This window comes from Streptomyces sp. NPDC050485 (assembly GCF_044458185.1).
GTDB lineage: Bacteria > Actinomycetota > Actinomycetes > Streptomycetales > Streptomycetaceae > Streptomyces.
In genome coordinates this window covers 87496-109690 of the sequence record NZ_JBITHR010000022.1, presented here as the reverse complement: position 1 = coordinate 109690, position 22195 = coordinate 87496, and the positions used below count along the sequence as shown (strand labels likewise).

Genomic DNA, 22195 nt, shown 5'->3' with positions numbered 1-22195 from the left:
CTTCGACTCGATCGAGTCGGCAGAGGTCTGGGTCCGGGGAGGAACCTCCCGCTGAAGGGCCCCGTGTGCGTAGGCTCCGATGCTTCGGCGGGCTTCGCGGAGCTCTATGCTCGTACGCCATGGGCAAGGCCAGCCGCGGGAAGCGGGACCGACAGAAGCAGAAGCACGACGGCCGCAGCGGTGCCACGGAGGCGTCCCCACTGCTGTATGCCGCCGCCCACCCCCGGTGGTCGCCCACCGGGGATGTCGCGGCTCTGCGCGAGGCCCGGGTCATGCAGCTTGCCGGGGATCCGCACCCCCTGGCGGTGATGGTCCTCGACGCACCGGAAGCTCAAGGTGAGTGGCTTCCTGAGTCGGCCGGCCGTACGGATGCGCAGGTCCGCTGGGACTTCAGGTCGGCCGAGGACGGCGGGTATCTCGTCGCGGTCTTCTCCCTGGCCAGCGGGAGGGACCTGGTCTCGGTCGCGTTCGACCCGTGGCGGGATGACGATCTGCTGGACTGCTTCGCCGACGGCGCGCTGCTCGTGGTGACGGACGCCGACAACCAGGAAGCCGTCCGCCGAGGCGAGGACGGCCGCGGCCTGCTGGCCACCTCGTCGGCCACGGAGTTGGCCGCCGCCCGCAATGCGCTGGTCGCCGACTGGCCCGCCCCGTCCGAGACTCCTGACGACAGCCCAGCGCAGCGCCTGTGGGCCGCGGACGAGCCCGACGCACCGCCGGAGCCGCACAGTTCACCGGAGCTGGCGGACGACAAGTTCGGCTGGGAGCACCACCGCTGGACCAAGCCGTTCGTCATCGCGGGATGGAGCGCCGTCCTGCCACGCGCCGCGACCTGGCTCATGGGCACGGTGGCCGAGCTGGAACGACTTGGTGTCCGCGGTGATCCGCGGGTGCGTGGCCGCAACGAGGAGGCCCTCACCGAGTTCATCACTCGCTACGGCGGGTGGGATAGTTCCGCCTGGCTCATGGAAGAGTCCGTCTCCAACGCACCACCGAAGGACACGGAGCTGCGCCGCCAGTGGGTGAGCACGGTTCCCCAAGCGCGCGACGCATCAACCCTGCGTAGTCTGCTGGGCGCCCTGGTCACCCTCGGCCTCATCCAGGTCGATTCCAACTCGCAGTGGCACCTCAATCCCCACCCGCCCGTCGTCCCGGGCCCGTCCAGCGAGCTCAAGGGCAGCATCGACGGCGCGATCGTCCTGAGCAGTCTGCTGCAGCGGTCGTACGACACGGGCGCCGCCACGGTCACCGTGTCCTGGTCCGCCCTCGCCCAATACCTCGAAGTCGGCTGGGAGGAGGCCCGCGACCGCACGGCGGCCCTGCTGGCCGGCCCGCACTGCGTCGCGACCGCACTGAACGAGCGGCCACTGGATCAGCTGGGCGCGGATGACCTGGTGCAGGTGCGTATCGACTGGACGGCGGCCCGCGTAGACGGCCTGGTCAATTCCCACGACCATCTGCAGCTCGTCCACGACGGGCAGCCGCTGACCTGGCTCGGTGACCCCCTCCCCACGCTCGGCCCGCGCGACAAGCCCACCGACCGCCACATCATGGGCGCCGGACTGGAGATGCAGCGCGCCGAAGAGCATGACCGCGAGGCCGCCCAGCGGCTGATGGAGTTCTGCGGCACACCGGCCGGGATGGCCCGTGCCCTGAAGAGCTACGACTCGGCCACCCTGCGCAGGCTCGCCGTCGGCCAGACCACGCCGATGTACACCGCGCGCGCCGAGCAGATCCACGGTCCCGTCATCTGGCGCCAGCTCTCCGACATCCTCGACGCTGACCTGAACAGCGCCACCCCCGAAGGCGGCCTGGTCATGACCAAGCCGACTCCGCCCGGGACCACACCCTTCGGACTCCCGGAGACCATCGGCAGCCAGATGGCCCTCGCGCTCAAACTCCTCCGCCTGATCAACGAGGAGTTCCACGACCCCGCCGTCGCCGTCGACCAGCTGCACGATGCCGCAACACCGGTCTTCGAGCGGGACATGCGCGTACTCGCGGTCGGCGGACGCTGGGGCGACCCCCAGCAGCGCACTGAACCCGCCGCCCCCGGCGACGCCATCGCGCTGCGCGCGCTGACCCTCGGCGCGGTCCTGGGCCAGGACGCGCTGGCCGCCTCCGCCGACGGACTGCGCGAGGAAAGCATCGGCCTGGACACCCGCAGCTACGCCAGCCGTACCCTGCGCGCCCAGGTCACCGCCCTCGGGCACGTCGCCGCTGACGCGGTCCCCTTCTACATCCCCACCGCCACCTGCGCCGGCGTCGCCGACAGCACCCCGCCCCAGGGCGACGCGCTCGACGACATCCGACTGCCCTTCCGCACCTGCCTGCTGGCCCTCGGCGCGCCCCTGCATCTCCAGCCCCGCAGCGGCCTGTGGCATCCGTACATCGCCAGCACCCTCGAGATGGCACCCAGCGGGCTCCCCGTCGACGAGGCGTGCGCCGCCGCCGAGACGCGCGGCCAGGGCCTGGCCATCAACCTCGCTTCGCCCCCGCCCCCGGTGCCCGTCGTGCACGCCGCCTACGCGCGCGGCGCCTTCGTCGACGGCCTCGTCCTCCTCGCCGACGAAGACGGACACCTCGCCGACGAGATGATCTGGCTGCTGCGCATCCCCGGCACGAGCCGCACCACGATGACCCGTGCCGCCCTGCCCGGCTGGCGCTCCCTGTCCACGCTGTCCAACACGATCACCAACCTGGCGGCCGCCCTGGCCTGGGCCTCGTGGACCACCCCCGAAACGACGCCGCTTCCCACCAGTCGCCCCACCGCGACCAACGCCCGCCAGGAGCGCCAAGGACTCCTCGGCGGCGTACGCGTCCTCTCCTTCACCCGCTCCGCGGACCCCGCCGAAACCAAAGCCCCAGCGTCGGGTGCCGGGTCTGGCACAGGCCGCCGCGTGTCGCCGCACCTGCGCCGCGGCCACTGGCGCCGCGCCCGGATCGGCCCCCGTGCTGACTGGGATGGCCACTACCGCAACGCCTGGATTCCGCCCACCGTCGTCAACGCCGCACTCGGATCCATCAACGGGCAGCGCGTGTACCGCATCCCTGAGCCGCGCGCGTAGCGCCCTCCGCGTCCCACGGCAATCCCGACACCTCGGCCATTTACGATGAGCGCAATCCATTGCGCTCATCGTAATTCTTGGTGCATGCTGTACGGCATGAACGTATTCACCGACATCGCCGCGATCTGCCACCCGATGCCCGCCCCCGGGGACGTGCCCGACGACGTCTTCAACGATGTCTGCCACTCCATCCAGGCCGAGCGGGAGGGGCTGATCCGCAACCTCGAAGCCGCGGCCGACGGAGACTGGCAGGAGAACGAGCCGTTGCTGTCAGCAATCGGCATGGCCCGCTACCGCAAGTCGCAGGCCGAGAACGAGATCCGCCGACTGGTCGCCTATGGGCGGGAGTTCGCCCGCCCGCGCCCCTACAAGCTCGCCGACCTCGCTGCCGCCTCCGGCATGTCGATCTCCGGGATCCGCACCGCCTACGGTCATGGCGAAGTCGCCGCTGTGGAGCAGGCCCTCGGCCGCAGGACCCGGGAGGACTGGCGGGCGACCTCACCGGACGACCCGGCAGGCGAGGAAGGCGCATCGTGACCCAGCGCCACTCCATCACCAGGACGAAGCGGATGAAGAGGGGCCGTTCGGGGGCAACCCGACCGGACTCATCCGGCGGCGCCGCCGGGTTCCGTGCTCGGCTCCACGCGCAGGCCGCCCAGAATGTGACGCCGGCCGATGCGATCCGCCTCAAGGCAGCGCTGACAGGGTGGTTCGGCTCCGAGCAGTGGCTTCGCTATCTGGCCGCCGACGGGCTCCCGGAGTACGGGCCGGGAGTGTGGCCCGAGCAGTGGCCGTCCGCCTCGCTCGAGGAACGGATGGCCCTCTTCACCGCGGACGAGCTGATCCCTCTGGAGTCGTGGCAGAACGCCGACACCATCTACGCGGACGCGGCCATGTGCGACATGGTGACGGCTGCCGCCCAGACCTTCCCCCAACAGTGCGTAAGGCGCGACGAGTTCCTCGCCCCCATCGGCTTTCTGTTCTTCGCCAAGCCCGTCCCGGCAGCCGCCTTCGCATCGTCGCGCCCGGACCAGCCGTCGGTCAGCGCCATCACCTGGGCGTGCGTGGATGACGGCGTCAACGCCTTCACCTGGATCCGCTACCCATCCGGGACCTACGACGTCAACGGCGTAACGGTGCAACTCACTGGGCTCTTCCCTCACCTCGCCTACTTCGTGCCGTGGGACGCGCCTGCGGAGGCGGGTACGCACAGCGTCTCCATCCTGAGAGCCCTGTCCGCGCTCGCCGAACAGCCCCTGACCCGCGAGGACTCGCCGAAGATCCACCAGTCGGTGCGCGCCATCGCACGGAACGCGAAGATCCGCCCCGAGAGCTTCCGCCGCATCGCACTGCGCCGCCCCGAGACCGCCGCCCACGAACTCGCCGCAGTCCGCGCCGCCGCCGACGGCCGCACGCCCGCCGGCCACTGGGTCCGCGGCCACTGGCGCAACCAGTACTACGCCAGCGTCGACGAGCACCGGCCCATCTGGATCGAGGGCTTCCCGCGCGGCGATTTCACCCAACCCTCGCCTTCTGGCGACAAGTTGCTGATCGCGCACGGCGAGCGGGAGGGTTCGGCCGCGCAAGCCTGAGCACGGTGGACCACGCTGGGTGACGAACACTCCTTCGCGTCCATTCGCACCCTGTCGCTGCAGGTCTCACCCTCCCTCCCAGCTCAGAACCCATCGACGGGTCTTGAGAGCCGGGCGGGTGTGGCGTGATGGCGGAGTCGCGCTGTGGCCGCCGCTGGAGGAGCGACTCCTTGACCCGGCGACGGTTCGCGCCCATTCGCCCTCAGCGGGGCTGTCCGCCCATGGGTGTGCTGATGGTGCGGACCGGGGTGTTGCGGTGGAAACGCTCGGCGGTGCGCCGGACTTCGAGGAGTTCCTTGTACAGGGGCGCCGCGGCGGCGAAGGCTTCGGGCGCAGTGTCGTAGAAGTCGGTGCTGCGCGTAAGTCCGTAGTGGAACCCGCGCAGTTCCGCGCTCCAGCCCTGGACTGTGTCGCCCTCCTCTTCGGGCTCGACGTACAGAATGTGGCCTATCCAGCCCTGCTCGTCGTGGATCTCAACGAAGCGAGGGTCATCGGTGGTCTTCAATTCCATGGCCATGTGCGGCTCCAGTGCCTCGTCGTTGTCTCTGCCGTACGCTCCGAAGGGCCCGATCTCGCCGGTGCGGCGGGCCCCCACCAACGGGCCGCCTCCCTTGGTCCGGTGCGGGGAGGGGATCACTGCGGGCCCTCGATCCCAGTGCCGCCCGCCGGATCGTCCCAGGTCTTCCAGTGCAGGACGACCCGGTCGTCGTGGAGGGCGCCGGGCTCGGGGGCCGGCCCGGCAAGGAGTTCAATCCGGGAGAAGAACGAGGCACACAGTTGCCGCTTGCGGTGCGGCGCCTCGGCCGCACGGTGATCCCACCATTCGGCCAGCCAGCGAGGGCTGAAGGTGTCCTCGTCCATGAAGCGGTTGAGGTTGAGACGCTCGGCATGCAGTTCACGGCGCCTGGGCTCGATCTCATCGGCGGGGACGTCGGCGCGAGCGTCCCAGGCCGTGACGTCCTCCCCCAGGGTGGACAGGTCCGTCTCGACCATCGTGAACAGGGCCTGGGTCAGCGCGTCCGCGACGGCGGGCTTGGCCATCTCGCCCAGCACCTGGTGGGCAACGTAGTCCTCGAGTTCCAGCGAAGGCATCGTCGCCTGGGAGCACATATCGTGCGCCTTCTGCAGACACTCGTAGGCCGGCTCTGCGCTCCCGGCCGGGAGCGGCGACATGGGGCCGTGGCAGTGGCCGCACTCCACCAGGAGATCGGCCAGTATGTCGTCCCACTGCTGCACGGAGTCACTCACGCGGTGCTTCTTTCGAACTGGTCGGGAACGTGCGCACGGCGCAGTTCCATGAGGTCAGGGATGCGATCTTCTCAAGAAGCCGCCGGGCCCGGGGCATGAGGCGGGAGCCAGGGAGGAGTCAGTCCCAGTCTTCCTCGGCCGGCCTTCACGGACTCGCGGGATGGCGGGATTGGTGAACGTCGTGCCGGTCAGGATGCGTGGGCCGGGTGCGGCATTGCTCGCAGCTTGATTGCATCCAGATCTGCGGTCCCTCGCCGCGAAAGCGGATGCGTCCGGGCGCCCCGCACAACTCGCAGGTCTGCTCCGAGAAGCTCTCCGCCGCGTCGGTCAAGGCGGCGACCCGGTCAGCGAATTCCCCGTCGAACTCGCCTTCACGGAATCGGTCGGCCACTTGAAGGCGCAGGCCGCCGAGCTTCGTGCTGAACGATTCGATGCGGTAGTGCGGATCGAGCGCGAGGAGGTCCTGGTGGGTCCGCCGAGGATGGCGGCCCAGCCGGGCCCGACAGTGTCGGCCCATACCGGGATCTGCCGCTCGGCCTGGTGGTCGGGTTTCCTCGTCATGGGTGCCATGGTGCCGCCCAGCACTGACAGTGGATCTTGTTGTCGGGCCACAGGCGCCCAAGGCCAGGGCCACCGCGGCTTGCCCCCGGTCGGCTTGCCGACTCCGCGGGGACGACGGCTACCTGGCTCATGTGCACGCCAGTCAAACAGCCAGACGTTGCCCCCGGCAGCGGCGCGACGCGACGCGATCAACACGAGCTCCACGCCTTGATGGCGGAAGCCATTCGCGAGCTGTCCGAGGAGCACCCGGTGCTTGTGCTCTGGGAGCGCCTGGACGAAATCCTGACGGCCGGCGGCCCCGAGTGCCTTCCCGCCCCTGGGACGAGTAGCGAGCCAGAACGCGAGGTGCGCGCGATGGGCCTGGTTCCGTCCGCCCGGACGCCTCTGGTGACGTCTGATCCACCGCCGCCAACTCGTGCGCGAAACCCTACGGTTCAGGGACTCCCGTGCGGTCCAAGGCCAAGGCCACCGGGCGAGAGGCAGGCAGTGGCGGGGTCGTCCGCCGCCTCAAGCTTCTTGGGGCACGACCGCTGCGCCCGGATGAGGAACCGGCTCGCTGGCTGGCCGAGGCCCTGCCGGCGATCGACGCCCGCGCAGTTCGTCACCCCGGAAACCTGCGGTACCTGCCGACCGCTGCGCGCACCCGCGCAGAGCGGTCGAGGACGGCCTTCGGCATGCCCTCGCTTCCCTTGTCGGGGGTCATCCGGGACTTCAGCGGGACAGGTCCCTGACCTGCGCGCTGAAGTTTCGTAGCGCACTGCCGAAGCCTCGTTCCATCTCATCCAGTCCTTCAGCATCCGCACTCTGACGGCAGGGCTCACCTCCCTGACCTGGGCCAACGCCAAGTAGGCGTCTCCTTGTTGAAGTTCCGGACGAGATGCTGAAGCACCGAGCGATGCCCGGCATCCCTACCCGAAGTGGGCGGATGACCATCACCCAACCTGAGGTGTTGCGTATTCTTATTTCAATGTGTATTGTAATGGTCGTGATCGAGCGACGGCTTCGCTCTCACTGACCGCAATCTTGAACCTCACCCAGAGGAACGACCGTGGATAAGCCCATCACCGCGCACGAGGCTGCCTTCATCACCGCAGCGCTGGAGTCTTACATCAACATGAATCCCGTCCGCGAGTACACCAACGCGGACCGCGCCGCATGGGCCAGCGAGGCTCTGAAGGCGTACAACAAGCAGGCTCCCGCGACCCTGTTGCCCGTGCCCGAGCGGGCCGAGCGCGTTCGACTCGGCATCCTGGCGGCCGAGGCTATGGCCCAGGTCGCCTTCAACATCCCTGACGACCGGGTCGTGGACGACCAGGAAAGCGCCGACCGCGTGATCGGCGATCTGGTCGCTCAGCTCTTCTGCCTGGCGGACGGACGGGTCAGCCCGCGTGAGCTCCACCAGGCCGCCGAGGAGCTGCGCAGCGAGGCACACCCCGTCAGCCTCATGACCGTGTGCGCCGTCGCCGCCTCCGGGGCGGAACGAGAGGCCGCGATGCTCGCGGCGCTCTTGGACGCGGCCGAGTCGTTCGGGTGCGACATCCCCGGCATGGTCGACAGCGCCCGCGACTACTTCGAAGACCTCAAGGCCGAGGAAGGCGAGTCGGCGAGCAGCTGAGCCGCGCACCGGGACAAAGAACCGGGCCTTTGCCCGGCGGACTTCCGCGGCCCCGGTTCCCGCTCCGGCCCGCGAACTGACCCGCTGGGCGAGGACCATCCCGCCAGCAGCGCCGCCCGATGCCTCAGGAAGGACCCATGGACACCGTGATCCCCAGCACCCGCACCCAGGAGTACTGGTACCTCGCCACCCTCGGACACGGCGCGTTGGTGCGAGAGTTCGCTCCCCTCGAACTCCCCGCCTCCGCGACCCACGACCCGCTCGCTCTCGCCGGACGATGCCTGGTCGCCGATCCGATCGGGTACCCCGAAGCTCACCAGGCCGCAGAACGGGCCCTGGCCCCGCTGCGCGCCGCCAGGACGTTCACCGCCACGATCACCGACGAGGACACCACCCAGGAACACACCGGCGTTGTACCGGTTCTTGACGAACGCCAGGCCGGAGACGTCACGGGCTGGTACGCCGAACTCCTCCTCTTCGAGCACAGCACGCTGCTCAACAAGGCGGCCTACCGCCTGTCCCGGATGCCCGGAGACCGGACCTGGATCATCGACAGCGACTTCCAGCCCAGCGGCCACCCCGGCACGCTGCGGCCCTTCGGCTCCCGGCGCCCGGGCAGCAAGCGGACCCTCCTGCCGCCCTTCGTCGCCGAGCTCGACCGCCTCACCGCGCGGGGGCCGAGGAGCGGGAGGTGACGCTGTACGGCATCCCGCCCGCCGGACTGCGCCGCGCCATGGCGCCCGAAAGCGGGCGGGACCACGCCCACACCATCGCCGACGCCGCGCACGCCTGGTGGACTTCCAACCGCGGAGGCTCCAGCGACCGGGCCATCGCGGTGGGCACACTGGCCGGACTCGCCCTGGCCGCCCCCTCGCGTCCGGACGGCCCCGACTACGGCCCGCTCCTGCTCCCCCTCGACGACGAACAGCTCGTCGACACGCTTCGAGCAGGCTGGAACTCGTTCTGGACGTACGACCCGGACCTGACCGAGGCCGCCCGCCCGCTCCACGAATGGCTCTCCCACCCCACCGACACCGACATCCGCGGATTGGCCGACTACGCCCGGATCCTCGTACGCGCAGGGCTACTGGAGTACTGCTCGGACACCGCCCGCGCCGAGTCCGACGATGTCCTCGGCCTGCTCATCACCCGGATGCGCAGCTACAGCGAACGGCAGTCGACCGGCGAGTTCTTCACCCCGGCCGCCTCCGCCAACCACATGGCCGACATCTTCTTCTCCACCGACCGCAGACCCGGTGATCTGTTCCTCGAACCCGCCGCCGGGACCGGCACGATGGCCCGGGCCGCCGCCGCCACGATGCGGTTCTTCGGCACCGACCCCGCCGCATACCGCTGGTGGCTCCGACCGCGACCCCCTCAACGCCGCGTGCTGCGCCGTGAACGCCCAGCTGTGGAGGCTCGGCCAGCAGGTGACCGTCTCCTGCGGCGACGCCCTGAAGCACCCCCGGATCCTGGAGGAGGCCGTCCAGGAGCGCGCCGAGCGGGCGAGCGCCGAGCAGAAGGCGCGGCCGGTGCTCTACCCCACCCGGACTCGGCCCGCGTTCTGGCCCTTCTCGTACACCCCGCCCACACATGTCCCCCAGTGAACGGAGCGATGTCATGGCCATCACCACCTCGCCCCCGCCCGCCGTCTGCACGACGGTGCCCGATCCAGAAGGCCGCGGCACGGTCGTCCGCGTCGTCTACGCCCATCACGAGGACGGGGAGACCCTTGCGTTGAAGCTGGCCCACGCCTACCAGTCCTTCCCGGAGTACGGGGAAGACCTCCCGGAAGAACTGTCGCTCGCAGACCTGATGAAACTGCTCGGAACGCTGGGCGCACCATGCGCCGAGGGATGCCATGAGTCGGTGAACGAGCCCACCGAGGCGTCCTGGAACGTGGTCTGGCCCTGGTCGCAGGACCAGATTCGCCGCCTCTTCCCGGACGTGTCCTGGACCGTCGAGCCCGAGCGCCGGATCGTCATGCCCTGGGACGGCGAGGCCGGGACACCGCCCGGCTCCGGCCGTTAGCAACACCCGCCCCCCGATCTCGAACCACTGCGGCGGGCACGGCCGACGGCTACCCGAGTCTGCGAACCGACGGCCGCGCCTGCCCCCTCAGAACCCGGGTGCCGCCCCTCACGGGCGGCATTCCCCGACCCACAGGCGGGGCCGGCGCCTCGTGCGCCGACTGCGCAGGCTCAACCTCTGCCCGCCATTGTCAGACCCCCACGAGAGGATCACCCCCATGACGACTCTTCCCGCCGATCAGGCGCAGTCCACCGTGTCCAGCCGCACCGAGTACGAGACCGCGCTCCAGCTCCTGCGCGACGCCTCGCAGGCCTACTACGGCGACGGCGACAGCACCCTGGACGACGCCTCGTACGATCAACTCCGGCGGTCCGTACAGGCCTGGGAGCAGGAGAACCCCGGCCAGGTGTCCCCTGACTCCCCCACCGGGCTCGTCGCCGACGGTGCGGCGCCCGTCGGCGACGTCGCGCACACCACCCGTCTCCTGAGCCTGGACAACGTCTTCGACGCCGAGGGCCTGGTGGCCTGGGGTGTGTCGGTTCAGCGCCGACTGGGCAGCGCACCGCAGGGCGGGTTCACCGTCGAGCCGAAGATCGACGGCGCCGCCGTCGCCGCTCGGTACCGCGACGGCCGTCTCGTGCAGATCATCACCCGCGGGGACGGCAGTCACGGCGAGGACATCAGCCACGTCATCGGTCAGATCGACGGCCTCCCCGAGCAGCTGGCCGTACCGGCCACCATCGAGGTCCGCGGCGAAGTCGCCTTCACACAGGACCAATTCGAGACGGCCAACGAGGTCCGCACCGCCCACAACGCGCAGGTCTTTGCCAACCCCCGCAACGGCACGGCCGGCACGCTCAGGGCGAAGGACCGGCCGTACCGGCTCCAGATGACGTTCTGGGCCTACGGCGCAGTCGAGTTGGACGCGGTCTCGTACCTGCCCGACGGGGCGACCCATGCGCAGACCCTCGCGGCCGTGGCCGCGGCCGGTATCCAGACCACCGCGGACTCCCCGGCCGGGCTCCACGTCGTCACCGACCTCGCCGCAGCGCAGGAGCGGGTGGACGCGATCGCCGCCATGCGTGCGGAACTGCCCGTCGGGATCGACGGCGTGGTGGTCAAGATGAACGACACGGCAGAGCAGGCGGCGGCCGGGGTCGGCTCCCGCTTCCCTCACTGGGCCATCGCGGTCAAGCTCGCGGCGATTGAACGGCAGACCGTGCTGAGGGACGCCGTGTGGGAGGTCGGCCGCACTGGGGTCCTCGCTCCGACCGCGATCCTCGACCCGGTCGAGATCGACGGCTCTACGATCACCCGGGCCACGCTTCACAACCCCGCCGATATCCGCCGCCGTGACCTCCACATCGGAGAGGGTGACGGTTTACAAGGCCGGCGACATTATCCCCCGCGTGCAGGGGGCCGTGGTCCAGCTGCGTCCGGAGGGAGCGCTGGAGGTTCCGCTGCCCGAGGTCTGCCCCAACTGCGGCGGGGAGATCAACAAGGCGCAGGAGCGGTGGCGGTGTGCGCAGGGGGCCGCGTGCGCGCTCCCGGCGCTGATCGGGTACGCCGCCGGACGCGAGATGCTCGACATCGACGGTCTCGGAAAGACATACGTGGCGGCCCTGGTCGCCTCCGGTGACGTCACCGACGTCGCCGATCTGTTCACCCTGACCGCCGAGCAGCTCAGCGCGGCGTCGGGAAGCGCCAAGCGGGCCACCAAGCTCGCCGAGCAGATCGAGGCCGCCAAGGCACTTCCCCTCAGCCGGGTCTTCTGCGCCTTGGGCGTGCTCGGAACCGGGCGCAGCATGTCCCGCCGCATTGCCCGGCACTTCGGGACCATGGACGCCATCCGTCAGGCCGACGCCGCCGCGATGCAGGACGTCGAGGGCATCGGTCCCGAGAAGGCCCCGGTCATCGTCGAGCAGGTCGCCGCTCTGGCACCGGTCATCGACAAGCTGATCGCCGCGGGCGTCAACATGACCGAGCCACAGGAAGCGCGGGCGGCTGAGGGCGCAGGTCCGCTGGCCTCCAAGGTCGTGGTGGTCACTGGCAAGATGACCGGGCCCCTGGACGGCCTGGGCCGGACCGAGATGAACGCCCTGATCGAGAAGGCCGGCGGGCGCGCGGGCAGCAGCGTCAACGCCAAGACGTCCATCCTCGTCGCCGCGCCGTCCGCTGGCGGCAAGCCCAGTTCGAAGGCGGTCAAGGCGTCCGAGCTCGGCGTCGAAGTGCTCACCCCGGAGGCCTTCGCGGAGATGATCGCCGATTACCTGGCCTAACGAGGAGGCTGGTGGCGGGGGCGGGAATCCGCGCCCCCGCCACCAGCCCGCAGGATGGGGCCAGGTGATGTTTCTTATTCTGGTCTTAATATGCACTGTCGTCTCATCGCCTGGTGCACGGCACCCGCGTAATCTCCCCAAGTCCCCTGTGTCCAGGTAGGGATGACATGTACTCGCATCTGCCCGACGTATCGAATTCTGAGCTGCTGACAAGCGTCGCTGCGGCAGCGAAGCGGGCCCCGTCAGGGGAGCCGAACTCCTCATCCTCACCGAGCTCCAGCTGCGGCTCTACCGCGAACTCCACTCCGCCGCTGGCCAGCTGTCCACGTGCTGAGGCAGTGAAATCATCCGCATCCTCGTGCCCCACATCGGACGCACGTCCAACTGAGCGACCGGGAGACAAGCCAGCGGGGAGGCTTGTAACGGCTCGCCCCCGGAAGGCACTATTCCGCCGGTCCCGGTCCCGGCCACGGCTACACGGTGCGAATGCGCTGGGTGCCGTCCGGGGAGAGCGCGACCTGGTAGTCCGGCCAGCGAGGCCAACCCAGTTCGGACCACGGCCTCCGCTCGCGCTGACCGTGCAGCTTCATGAAGTAGATCTGCTTGATCAGGCGTCCGCTCGCGCCACCCTCGCCGTCGCACACCAGCTTTGCCAGGGCATCGCAGCCGAACGGCGTGGCGATCGGCGTGACGATCACACCCCCCGCCCGGACCTGGTGCAGCCACGCGGGCGGGACCTGGCGAACACCGACGGTGGACAGGATGCGGTCGTAGGGGGCCCGCTCGGGATACCCCTGCTCGCCGTCCCCGGTGACGACGAGCGGCTGGTCTCCGCCGAGGGCCTGGAGGTTCTGCTCCGCCCGCTCGGCGAGGGCGGGCTGGTTCTCGATGGTCACGAGCTGGCCGGGGCCGATGCGTCGGGCGAGCAGTGCCGTGTTGTAGCCGGTGCCAGTACCGATCTCCAGGATCGTCTCGCCCGGCTCCGGGTCCAGGTGGTGCAACATGCTCACAACCACCAGCGGGCACGAGATCGACGAGGTGAAGCCCGAGGACCGGGTCGGCCCATCCTCGATCCGCACGGCGCCGTCGGCGATCTGCGTGATGAGCGGGGCATCGGGGGTATAGACGGCCTCCAGCCACTCGTCAGGCTGGACCTGGCGGTCGAGCACCGGGTAGCAGCCGCTGTCGTCACGCAGGTGCCACCACACCCTGTCTGGAGTGAACCGCTCGCGCGGAATGGCATCGAACGCCTCACGGAGCCAGGGCCGGTCGTTGAAGTACCCACCCCGATAGGTGTCGATGATCTCCATACACTGCTTGCGCAGTTCGGCCGCCGTCGCCATGGCCCTCTACTCCCTACTCCCCGGGGGCTCCGCCACCCATCTTGTCGTCGTCGCCCTGGCCGGCTCCATTGCCGGTGTCCTGCTGGCCGGTGTCCTTGATCTCGCCCTCGTCTTCCTGCGGGGGCTGTCCGCTGCTGCCGTTGGTCTTCGGTGCCAATGCCCTCAGCTCCTTCCGCCTCGATGCTCCGTCCCCTACACAGGAGTGTCGACCCGTGCCCCCGGGGCGCCAAGAGGCCCACACCCGAGCAATGACGTTGACCCCACGGTTTTCGGCGTTGTCCTTGTCGATGAGGAACCCGCGCCTCGGCGACGAGGCTTGCCCAGAGGGGATCGGACGGACCGGGCTGATCCGAGACCGTCACCGAGACAACGCAGCCCCTCAGGCGGCGCCGCGGTTTCGGTGGCCATCTCAGTTACTCCTGCGCGGCTGGTTCAATTTGCCCGGACAGCTTCAGTGCCTATGTGGGGGGTTGTAAATCGTGAGACCAGGAAGAACGCACAGAGGGACAACATGCCTCTTGCTCTGCGCTGTGGCCGTGTTGTTCCTCGGCGCATGCGGGACGAAGGTAGCCGGTCAGGGGGGAACAGCGACCGGGCTCCCTTGGGTCACGATGATGCCGAGCACGGTCACCGGGGCCCGTCTCACCGACGAGGGCCGCACGCTGATTCTCGACACCCAAGTACCCAAGGGCGAACACCCCTGCGTACGGGACCTGAAGGCGGTGCTCACCGATCCTGTGAAGGATGTCGTCCAGGTCCAAGTGACCTACTCTTCGCCGTCAATGGACAGGAGTTCCGGGTGCACTGGTGAGGGTACGGCCGCGGCACAGGTGCGCCTGCCCGGCCCTCTGGGCCACCAGGAGGTGATCGTCAACCGCTCCGTACACTTCACGGCCGACGGCGCCAAGGCGCCCGCGTTGCGGCTGTGCGGGACGTTGGGCTGCCACCCGCCGGCAGCAGCTTGCAACACCGCCTCCTACGACCAAGCGCTAATGGCAGCTAATGCGCCCACGCACTCATCCCCCGACTCGCAGAAGTGCGACGGCAAGTGGCTGGTACTGGACTTCTCCTGGCGAACTGGGGCTGCTTGCAGCGACATGGCGGGATCTGAGTGTTCCACCAGGCTGGGCGACCGGTGGTTCTTCAGAGCAGAAAGCACCGGATGGGTGGCAATCACCGAGAGCACGGAGGGAGGCTGCCGGGCCGTTCAGCGCACCGAGTCCGCTTTCCCGACATCACTGTGTGACTCGCTGACTCCCCTGCCCCCTTCTCTGCACCCCAGGTAGCCGCTCCCCGCCCCTTCTCATCGGCAGCGTGATCCCCTCGGCCTTCAACAGCCGCTCCATGGTGGCCTCGTGGTGATGTGGGTGTCGTGGCGGGGGCGCGCGTGTCCACGCCCCCGCCGCTGGACCGCAGGAGGGGCCAAATTTCAACTGGCGTTGCGTATTACGGGTTCAATATGTACTGTCAAGTTATCGCCTGGTGCACGGCACCCGCGAAATCTCCCCAAGTCCCCTGTGTCCAGGTAGGGATGACATGTACCCGCATCTGCCCGACCTATCGAATTCTGAGCTGCTGACAAACGTCGCTGCGGCTGCCAAGCGGACCCCCGTCAGAGGCGACGAGCTCCTCATCCTCACCGAACTCCAGCTGCGGCTCTACCGCGAACTCCACTCCGCCGCAGGCCAATTGGTCCGGCCGTCGGTCAGCTCCGAGGCCGTACCAGCGGAGCTCGCTCGGGTCCAGAATGCGATCAACTCCATCCTCGGCGAGGACGAGGAGATGGCCGTCTTCCGGCAAATGTACGACCACTTGGCGAACGCGGCGTTGAGTGAGCAACGGGTGGCAGATCAACTGCTGGCGTTGTCCAGCAGCCAGCACGGCTCAGGAGGCTCGTTCCTCAAGCGCCTACTGCGGTTCGCGGCGGGCGACGCATACGCCAGCACGGTCCAGACGCTCGTCGCCGACTTCGTCACTTCCACGGAGCAGGAGACCGTGCGTGCGGCCATGGCGCAGCTCGCGGGCCTGGAATGGGTGCTTGACCCGGATGACGATCACCAGCGGATGATCATGGACACCTCGGACGGCGTCGTGAACAACGTTGACACCGAAGTCGGCCGGTTCCGCGAGCTGGGTCTGCGCTCTGAGTCGGGCGCCCCGACGGGCGGGTCCCTGACACGCTCGGACACCGCAATCTGGGACTCGCCCGACCGGCACCGCATCCGCATCTGGCGCCGTCGGTACGTGGAGGCCCACACCCAGAGCCTCGACTGGGCCCTGGTGAAAGCAAAGGTGTACCGCAGGGAGCGCGAGCGGCTGGCGCCCTACGGCCATCCGGACGGCCTGGAGGCGGCCGTGGCGACGCAGCTGCGGCAGGAGGCCGACCGGGCCTCCACCGCCCGCCTCTTCCAGATCGACGACTCCCTCGGCCAGATGGCACTGCGCCGTGTTGTGCGGCGGGCGGAGAAGACCACGACCCCGTTCGATCCTGCCCACCTCCCGGCCTCGCGCGGGATGCTGTTCCTCGACACTCCCCTCGAACTGCCCACCGGCCGACGCATTGTCGGCTATGTGTGGGGTCCGTGGTCGCCTCGGTCGGAAGAGGGCTGGTTCCTTCTACGGCCCGACCGGACCCTGGAGCCGGTGGAGCCTCCGCACGATGACGCTCCCTGGACGTGGGTCACCCCGCTGACGTGTGACGAGTCGCTGCTGAAGCTGCCGTTCTCGCCGTACGACACCTTGTTGGCGCGCGCCGGGGAGACCCTGGAGCCTGAGACCCGGCTACGTGACCCGGACAACCCTGAGCGGTACCAAAGCGGGTTCGCGCGCCAGGGCTGCCAGGAGTTGATGACGCGCCACGTGCGCGCCCTGTGGGAACTGCTGACCCAGCACAAACGGTCCACGGTGCGGGTCCTGTCTCACCAGGTCCACCAGCTCAAACCCGGTAAGCGCGATGCCGAGCGGCGGCGGGGTATCTCCGACTCCGGCCAGGTCGAGAACTGGTGGGTGGACCCGGACGCGGGCGAGCGTTTCCGAGAGCAGCGGCCCAGCCAGCCCCGCGACGGCGCATCCGGCCACACGCTGACGGTCCGCTACTGGAGGGGCGAGCACGAGCGCCAGCAGTGCCCGAATCCCCACCGGCACGCCGCTCTTGAGGCGGTGAAGTCCGGTAGCTGCCCGCACTACGAGATCACCATCCCCGAGCACCCCGTGGGGCCCGCCGACGCTCCGTGGTCCGACCGGCTGCGCCGCGCCCGGGTCCGCCCCTCGGCGAAGCCCCAGCCCGCCGCCGACGCGTAGCCGCCCTCCCTTGGCCGGGCAGCCCTGCCCGGCCAAGGGAGGGCGGCCCACTCACGGGGCCCAACTCCCGATCATCTTCAGCCGAGGAGAGCCATGTCCGAAGACCTCCGTCCCCGCACGCACCAGTACCGCCGCTGCCAGCCGCTGCACACCGTCTACGGCCTGGTGGCGCTGCTCGCCGGCTGCGGCGTCCTTCTGGAACAACCCGTCATGTGCCTATTCGTCGCCCCGATCGGCATCCTTGTCGACGCGGTGCGCCACCTCGCCCTCGACCGGGCCCGCAGCGCCATCAGCAGGCGGGAGCAGTGCCAGGCGGCCGGTGGCCGCAGGGCTCGCGCCCACCGGTGGTGGGGCGCTGCCGCAGCCTGTCTTGACGCGGTCCTGGTGGCAGAGGCCATCGCCATCTGCACCGTGTTGCTGCTCGGCAACAGCGACGCCCTAGTCCTGCGCGGACGGACAGCCGACTACCTGGCCCTCGGCGCAGGGATCGTCTTGACCGGCGCGCATGCCTTCACCCACCGCATGTCCGCCCGAGCCCCGAATGCGCGGCGGACCGAGGCATAGCTGGCCCCTTGTCTCACCGTGTCCGACGACCGCCGGGCACGCACGCCCTTCCCCCAAGTCCTTGGAGAACCCGCGATGCTGCACTTCGACCCCACCACCACGAGCGGCTCGGCCGTCGCTTCCCTGTTCCGCGCATGGTGCTCCCTGCGCGATGCCGGTCCAGGTCGCCAGCCGAACGTCACGGAGCTGGCCGGAGCCGTCGAGGAGATGTTCGCCTGCCTCAGCCTGGACCCGTCCGGCCCTCCTGCGCAGGTTGACCCGCCCGGCGAAGGACAGGTATTTACCGTCTTCGGTCTGCGGTACGACCGCGCCGATGCACTGCTTGTCGCCGGTGTCCTTCCCGGCGAGCACGCCGCTGCTGCTGCCGAACTGGACGGCAACGAGCTCCACTTCGGGCGGTGGGTCGATACCTTCCACACCACGTCTGGGGATGCAGCCGCCGATGCTGCACGAGCACAGGTCGAGCAAGGGAACTCCTGAGGCACCCATCCCCGGAGAATTGCGTATCCAGGTTTCAATGTGTAATGTGATTGCACGTCGGGTCTGGCGGCACCGCCCGGACCCGGACGACTCCCCTTCCTCCCTCCAGCTCAGGAGACGACTGTGTCCACCCCTGTCGTGGCCCGTTCTTCCGTTCGCCGCACGCCCGGCCAGCGCGGGCTCCAGACCCGCCAGAAGCTGATGGACGCGACGATGGAACTCCTCGCCACGCGCTCCTACCGCGATGTCAAGGCGACGGATATCGCCCAGGCGGTGCGCACTTCGCCCGCCACCTTCTACCAGTACTTCGCCGACGTAGAGGCTGTTGTCCTCGAAGCGTCTCGGCTCCTGGTCGCGGAGACGAACACGGCGCTCGACGCCTTCGAGGACGGGTCCTGGTCGTCGGACGGTCTCCCGGGCGCAACTCGGCTCGTCGACGCCGTGCTCGACGGGTGGAGCGCTCACCTCCCGGTCATGCGCGTGCTGACCGCGGTCGCGGCCGAGCGGGAGCCCCGTTTCGTCGAGGCGTACGACGCGGCGACCCAGCCCGTCGCCCGGGCGCTGACGGCGGCGACCCAGCCGACCACGCCGGACGAGGTCCGCATGGAGCTGGTTCACAGCCTCGTCACCGGCCTGGCCGCTGCGGCCGGTCACGAGACCGCCGGGAGCGTCCGGGGGCTGACCAAGCGTCAGCGGCGCCGGGGGCTCGCCCGCGTCGTCCACGCCGCCGTAACCGCGACCGACGACTAGCACCCACGCTCCGCCGCCAGCCCGGCCGCAGCCACCATGGGGGAATCCCTTGATCCGGCCAGCCTCTCTCGCCCTCGGCGTCCCGATCCGCGCCCTCGCTCTGCGGGTCCGGCCGTGCCGCCGACCGCTCCCGCTGTCGCACCCCCGGGCCGTCGAGCAGACCCCCGTTGTGAACTGGGCAGCCGCCTACCATCTGAGCCTGCTCGGGCCGGACTACGACGGTCAGCCCTGGTGCCCGGTCTTCGGCCCGGACCAGTTCCACTTCAGCGTCGAACACGCCATGCGTACCGACCTCGACCAGCCGGTGATCGTCGCCACCATGGAAATCGACGGCGCCCCGGCTCTCCTTCTGGTCGACGGAGTCCACCGCGTGTACCGGGTGGTGACCGAAGGCATCCCGATGTTTCCCGCGCAGGTCCTGACCATCGCCGAAACCGCGGCGATCCGCGAGCACTGACACCGCCCTCCACCCAGGAGTCCCCATGACCTCGATCGGCACCGCCCGTCACTTCCAGCCCCACGGCACACCCGGCCACGTATGCCGCGACCACAACCGGGCAGTTCTGGCCCCAGCCGTCGCCGTCGAAGCCCTCCGCAAGGGCCTCGGGCCCGACCTGACCGATGCCCAGCTCGACGAATGCGCGGAGATCGCCGAGCGCCACCCGCTGTCCGACACCTCCCGCGCCGCCGTCCGCACCGCTCTGGAGCCCGCGTTGTCCGTGCGCAACTCCCCGGCAACCGTGCACCATCGGCTGCTCAACCTCTCGCCCGGACACCCTCTGCGCGTCCGCGTCGGCGACACGGAGTACTTCCTGGTCCCCATCCCCATCACGCTGTAGTCCGCCCGCCCCACAGGCAGCGGGCGGCCTGAACCAGACACCTCCACCAGCGCGTCCGGCCCCGGCCGGACGCGTTTTGGCATGATCCCCCCGACCGAGATCCGGTTCCTGACACAGGGGGAACCATGTCCGTGCGCCTGCGCCACACCCTTCCGACCGTGCTCCTGGCCGGCGCGGTCCTGATCTCCGGCTGTGCCCGCTCTGGCAGCGATCCCAAGGCCGACGGCCAGCCCACGAGCGGCGCCCCGGCGACTCGGCCCTCGCCCTCCACGGTGCTGCCGGACGGCATCGTGAAGCCGGGAACCGCGCTGCCGGTCGGCGACGGGGCATGGACGGTAACGCTGCAGAGCTTCGAGCGTCTGCCGGCCGGGACCGTGCCGGGCGTGCCGGCCGGCTCGAGCGCCTATACGGCGCGGGTGAGCGTGGCCAATCAGCGGGCGCAGATTGCGACCGCGCCGCAGACGGCCGTCACCGCCCGCTACGGGGCCCTCGGGCGCCCGGCCGGCGAGGTCGCGGGCGGACCGCAGCGAGTGCGTCCCAACCGGTCCGTCGACAGGGACCTGCGGCTGGTGCTTCCCGATCAGGCCCAGGGCCTGCCTGTCACGGTGACCGTGGAAGCGACCGAGGAGGGACTGGCCCAGCCGGAGCTGCTGTTCTTCGAAGGCGCCCTGCCGGGCAGTGCCGCCGCCTCCCCCGACGAGCGGGCGCCGCAAGGCTCCCCCGCCGGGCAGTCGGTCACGCCCCTGGGGCAGTGGAACGACCACGTACGCCTGGGCAAGGTGACGGTGAGCGGCGAGGGCGCCTCGCGCACCGGGAGCCTGGAGTTGAGCGTGGTCAACCGCTCCGACGCCCCGATGCCCGGTCTGGGCACCACTCTGCGGATTCTTACCGGCCAGGACCTGCATCTGGCCGATACCGTCCGTCCGGTGTACGGATACCGCGACGCCGCGATCGCCCCGTTCCGCACCGCCACGCAGACCGTCTCCTTCCGCGTCCCGGAGTCCGCCGTCGGCGGCTCGGTGACGGTGGAGGCCGTCGACGCGGGCAGCTCCAAGATCACCTTCGAGGGAGTCCTCGGCCGCTGAAGAGGGTCACGGCGCCTGGCGCCTTTGCCGAAGGGCGACACCACGCATCACCCTCCCGCGTCGTTGCGGAAGTCTATGAGTTTGGATAATCTCGCTGGCGAGGCGCCCCTGCACGCCGTGGCCAGCACGAGACGGGCCGGCGAAGGCATTCATCGGCCACCCCATGAAGGACCCGGTCGCCCGCGGCGGCAGGCCGGCAGACGCGTCGGCTCTGCCGGCCACGGACGGAGCGACCACGATGACCCCTGCGGGCACAGACCGCAACCACACCCACTTCGACAAGATGGCGGCGCGGTACGGCGTGGACCGTGCGACGGCCGCCAAGTGGGCTCGGGAGAAGGGGTTCCCCGGTTTCCTCTTCACCTCGGGCCAGGGCGGCATGCAGATCTACGACGAGGACGACGTCGACGCCTGGGTCCGTGATCACCGTTTCGGCGCCTGGTTCCAGTCCCAGCAGGGCAAGAAGAATCCGCTGGATCTGCCCGAGGGGGGTCCCCGCGACCTCCTGACGCTGAGCCAGATCGGCGAGCTCGAGGGGCGGGCCCTGAACCGGCCTCCCACGCCGGTCACCACTCTGCGCACCTACCTGTCCCCGTCCAAGGGGATCCTCCCGCTGGCCGACAGGACGCCGGATGACGGCCGGCAGCCGACGGTCATGGAGCCGAAGTGGTTCCGCGGGACCGCCTACGCCTACATCAGCCGACCGCGCCGCACGCGCCGTGCATCGTCCACCGCCCAAGAGGAGTCCATCGGGAACACGCCGGCTCCGGCGCAGCACGAGGACGCCGGTGCCTTGCTCGACCTGGACCTTCCGGCCGGTGCGGACACCGACCTGCTGACCCTGCAGGAGATCGGCGAGCTCGACGGCGAGGCGCGCGGCCGCGGCAAGGCCACCACCGTGGGCACGCTGAAGAACTACCAGTCGCAGAAGCTGCTGGCGAAGGCGGACCGGACGCCCGGCGACGGCCAGGACCCGGCCGTCGACGAGCCGATGTGGTTCCGCGCCACCGCCTACCGCTTCATCCGCCGCCCCGGACGACTGGGAGCAGCCGCCCGTGCTCCCCGTCCAAACGTCGGGACGTCGGGACCGCTGCGCGAGGACCTGAAGCTCCCCAAGGGAGAGGACAGTGATCTGCTGACCCTGCAGCAGATCGGCGCGATCGACGGCACAGCACGCGGCCGCGGCAAGGTCACGACGGTGTCGTCCATGCGGACCTACCTGTACAACGGGTTGCTGGCGAAGGCGGACCGGACGCCCGGCGACGGCCAGGACCCGGCCGTCGACGAGCCGATGTGGTTCCGCGCCACCGCCTACCGCTTCATCCGCCGCCCCGGACAGGTCGGCGGGGCCCGCTGATGGCCGGCGGTCCGATGCCTGGACACCAAGGGCCGCGACCGCCTAGCCCGCCGAGACCGTGCGACGACCGCGTACGTCCAGAG

General features: G+C 69.8%; 21 protein-coding genes and 1 pseudogene. 16 read left to right on the top strand and 6 right to left on the bottom strand.

The window, feature by feature from the left end; genetic code table 11:
- Positions 1 to 119 precede the first annotated feature (119 nt).
- The 3 genes from ACIBK6_RS33240 (at position 120) to ACIBK6_RS33230 (ending at position 4660) form a co-directional block, all read left to right on the top strand.
- Positions 120 to 3068: a hypothetical protein gene (locus ACIBK6_RS33240; RefSeq protein WP_399055630.1), complete on the top strand. Its 2949-nt coding sequence runs from the start codon at positions 120 to 122 to the stop codon at positions 3066 to 3068.
- A gap of 96 nt (positions 3069 to 3164) precedes the next feature.
- Positions 3165 to 3605, top strand: coding sequence for a hypothetical protein (locus tag ACIBK6_RS33235; RefSeq protein ID WP_399055629.1), 441 nt, complete (start codon positions 3165 to 3167; stop codon positions 3603 to 3605).
- Positions 3602 to 4660, top strand: coding sequence for a hypothetical protein (locus tag ACIBK6_RS33230; protein WP_399055627.1), 1059 nt, complete (start codon positions 3602 to 3604; stop codon positions 4658 to 4660). The genes ACIBK6_RS33235 and ACIBK6_RS33230 overlap by 4 nt, the downstream gene beginning before the upstream one ends.
- A gap of 202 nt (positions 4661 to 4862) precedes the next feature.
- On the opposite strand, the gene ACIBK6_RS33225 is transcribed toward ACIBK6_RS33230, so the two are convergent.
- From ACIBK6_RS33225 to ACIBK6_RS33215, 3 genes are all read right to left on the bottom strand, one after another.
- A complete protein-coding gene (locus tag ACIBK6_RS33225; RefSeq protein WP_399055625.1) occupies positions 4863 to 5177 on the bottom strand; it encodes a hypothetical protein in 315 nt (104 codons plus the stop codon).
- Positions 5178 to 5293: 116 nt separating this feature from the next.
- The gene (locus ACIBK6_RS33220; protein WP_399055623.1) at positions 5294 to 5908 is read right to left on the bottom strand and encodes a hypothetical protein; all 615 of its coding nucleotides are present in this window, start codon (positions 5906 to 5908) and stop codon (positions 5294 to 5296) included.
- A 145-nt stretch (positions 5909 to 6053) separates the two neighbouring features.
- Positions 6054 to 6425, bottom strand: a complete 372-nt coding sequence (locus tag ACIBK6_RS33215) for a hypothetical protein (protein WP_399055621.1) — start codon at positions 6423 to 6425, stop codon at positions 6054 to 6056.
- Between the two features lie 1092 nt (positions 6426 to 7517).
- Here ACIBK6_RS33215 and ACIBK6_RS33210 point away from each other — a divergent pair.
- Both ACIBK6_RS33210 and ACIBK6_RS33205 read left to right on the top strand, forming a co-directional pair.
- Entirely contained in the window at positions 7518 to 8084 is a 567-nt protein-coding gene (locus ACIBK6_RS33210) for a hypothetical protein (protein WP_399055619.1), read from the top strand.
- Between the two features lie 137 nt (positions 8085 to 8221).
- Positions 8222 to 8779 (top strand): hypothetical protein, encoded by a 558-nt coding sequence (locus ACIBK6_RS33205; RefSeq protein ID WP_399055618.1) that lies wholly within the window; start codon positions 8222 to 8224, stop codon positions 8777 to 8779.
- 466 nt (positions 8780 to 9245) lie between these two features.
- On the opposite strand, the gene ACIBK6_RS33200 is transcribed toward ACIBK6_RS33205, so the two are convergent.
- Complete coding sequence (locus tag ACIBK6_RS33200; protein WP_399055616.1) at positions 9246 to 9419, bottom strand: hypothetical protein; 174 nt, start codon at positions 9417 to 9419, stop codon at positions 9246 to 9248.
- Between the two features lie 62 nt (positions 9420 to 9481).
- Here ACIBK6_RS33200 and ACIBK6_RS33195 point away from each other — a divergent pair, with 62 nt between their 5' ends.
- The 3 genes and pseudogenes from ACIBK6_RS33195 to ligA all read left to right on the top strand — a co-directional run bounded on the left by ACIBK6_RS33195 (position 9482) and on the right by ligA (position 12394).
- On the top strand, positions 9482 to 9691 hold the full coding sequence (locus tag ACIBK6_RS33195; protein ID WP_399055614.1) for a hypothetical protein: 210 nt from the start codon (positions 9482 to 9484) through the stop codon (positions 9689 to 9691).
- 13 nt (positions 9692 to 9704) lie between these two features.
- Positions 9705 to 10115: a hypothetical protein gene (locus tag ACIBK6_RS33190; protein ID WP_399055612.1), complete on the top strand. Its 411-nt coding sequence runs from the start codon at positions 9705 to 9707 to the stop codon at positions 10113 to 10115.
- Between the two features lie 217 nt (positions 10116 to 10332).
- A pseudogene (gene ligA, locus ACIBK6_RS33185) lies at positions 10333 to 12394 on the top strand (NAD-dependent DNA ligase LigA).
- 473 nt (positions 12395 to 12867) lie between these two features.
- Here ligA and ACIBK6_RS33180 read toward each other — a convergent pair.
- Both ACIBK6_RS33180 and ACIBK6_RS33175 read right to left on the bottom strand, forming a co-directional pair.
- Positions 12868 to 13737, bottom strand: a complete 870-nt coding sequence (locus ACIBK6_RS33180; RefSeq protein WP_399055610.1) for a methyltransferase domain-containing protein — start codon at positions 13735 to 13737, stop codon at positions 12868 to 12870.
- 13 nt (positions 13738 to 13750) lie between these two features.
- The gene (locus ACIBK6_RS33175) at positions 13751 to 13894 is read right to left on the bottom strand and encodes a hypothetical protein (RefSeq protein ID WP_399055607.1); all 144 of its coding nucleotides are present in this window, start codon (positions 13892 to 13894) and stop codon (positions 13751 to 13753) included.
- Between the two features lie 1379 nt (positions 13895 to 15273).
- On the opposite strand from ACIBK6_RS33175, the gene ACIBK6_RS33170 reads away from it, so the two are divergent.
- From ACIBK6_RS33170 to ACIBK6_RS33135, 8 genes are all read left to right on the top strand, one after another.
- The gene (locus ACIBK6_RS33170) at positions 15274 to 17037 is read left to right on the top strand and encodes a hypothetical protein (protein ID WP_399055605.1); all 1764 of its coding nucleotides are present in this window, start codon (positions 15274 to 15276) and stop codon (positions 17035 to 17037) included.
- Positions 17038 to 17130: 93 nt separating this feature from the next.
- The gene (locus ACIBK6_RS33165; RefSeq protein WP_399055603.1) at positions 17131 to 17601 is read left to right on the top strand and encodes a hypothetical protein; all 471 of its coding nucleotides are present in this window, start codon (positions 17131 to 17133) and stop codon (positions 17599 to 17601) included.
- Between the two features lie 18 nt (positions 17602 to 17619).
- Positions 17620 to 18081 carry a hypothetical protein gene (locus ACIBK6_RS33160; protein ID WP_399055601.1) on the top strand — a complete coding sequence of 154 codons (462 nt, stop codon included), beginning with the start codon at positions 17620 to 17622 and terminating at the stop codon, positions 18079 to 18081.
- A gap of 123 nt (positions 18082 to 18204) precedes the next feature.
- Entirely contained in the window at positions 18205 to 18831 is a 627-nt protein-coding gene (locus ACIBK6_RS33155; RefSeq protein WP_399055599.1) for a TetR/AcrR family transcriptional regulator, read from the top strand.
- Between the two features lie 49 nt (positions 18832 to 18880).
- Entirely contained in the window at positions 18881 to 19288 is a 408-nt protein-coding gene (locus tag ACIBK6_RS33150; protein ID WP_399055597.1) for a hypothetical protein, read from the top strand.
- A gap of 25 nt (positions 19289 to 19313) precedes the next feature.
- Positions 19314 to 19670, top strand: coding sequence for a hypothetical protein (locus ACIBK6_RS33145; RefSeq protein WP_399055595.1), 357 nt, complete (start codon positions 19314 to 19316; stop codon positions 19668 to 19670).
- Between the two features lie 125 nt (positions 19671 to 19795).
- Positions 19796 to 20755, top strand: a complete 960-nt coding sequence (locus ACIBK6_RS33140; RefSeq protein ID WP_399055593.1) for a hypothetical protein — start codon at positions 19796 to 19798, stop codon at positions 20753 to 20755.
- A 238-nt stretch (positions 20756 to 20993) separates the two neighbouring features.
- Positions 20994 to 22112 carry a helix-turn-helix domain-containing protein gene (locus ACIBK6_RS33135; RefSeq protein ID WP_399055591.1) on the top strand — a complete coding sequence of 373 codons (1119 nt, stop codon included), beginning with the start codon at positions 20994 to 20996 and terminating at the stop codon, positions 22110 to 22112.
- The last annotated feature ends 83 nt before the right edge of the window (positions 22113 to 22195 follow it).

Coding starts and splice junctions, on each gene's coding strand:
- ACIBK6_RS33240 (WP_399055630.1), top strand. CDS start 120: ATGGGCAAGGCCAGCCGCGGGAAGCGGGACCGACAGAAGCAGAAGCAC.
- ACIBK6_RS33235 (WP_399055629.1), top strand. CDS start 3,165: ATGAACGTATTCACCGACATCGCCGCGATCTGCCACCCGATGCCCGCC.
- ACIBK6_RS33225 (WP_399055625.1), bottom strand. CDS start 5,177: ATGGCCATGGAATTGAAGACCACCGATGACCCTCGCTTCGTTGAGATC.
- ACIBK6_RS33215 (WP_399055621.1), bottom strand. CDS start 6,425: ATGGGCCGACACTGTCGGGCCCGGCTGGGCCGCCATCCTCGGCGGACC.
- ACIBK6_RS33205 (WP_399055618.1), top strand. CDS start 8,222: ATGGACACCGTGATCCCCAGCACCCGCACCCAGGAGTACTGGTACCTC.
- ACIBK6_RS33190 (WP_399055612.1), top strand. CDS start 9,705: ATGGCCATCACCACCTCGCCCCCGCCCGCCGTCTGCACGACGGTGCCC.
- ACIBK6_RS33180 (WP_399055610.1), bottom strand. CDS start 13,737: ATGGCGACGGCGGCCGAACTGCGCAAGCAGTGTATGGAGATCATCGAC.
- ACIBK6_RS33170 (WP_399055605.1), top strand. CDS start 15,274: ATGTACCCGCATCTGCCCGACCTATCGAATTCTGAGCTGCTGACAAAC.
- ACIBK6_RS33165 (WP_399055603.1), top strand. CDS start 17,131: ATGTCCGAAGACCTCCGTCCCCGCACGCACCAGTACCGCCGCTGCCAG.
- ACIBK6_RS33145 (WP_399055595.1), top strand. CDS start 19,314: ATGACCTCGATCGGCACCGCCCGTCACTTCCAGCCCCACGGCACACCC.
- ACIBK6_RS33140 (WP_399055593.1), top strand. CDS start 19,796: ATGTCCGTGCGCCTGCGCCACACCCTTCCGACCGTGCTCCTGGCCGGC.
- ACIBK6_RS33135 (WP_399055591.1), top strand. CDS start 20,994: ATGACCCCTGCGGGCACAGACCGCAACCACACCCACTTCGACAAGATG.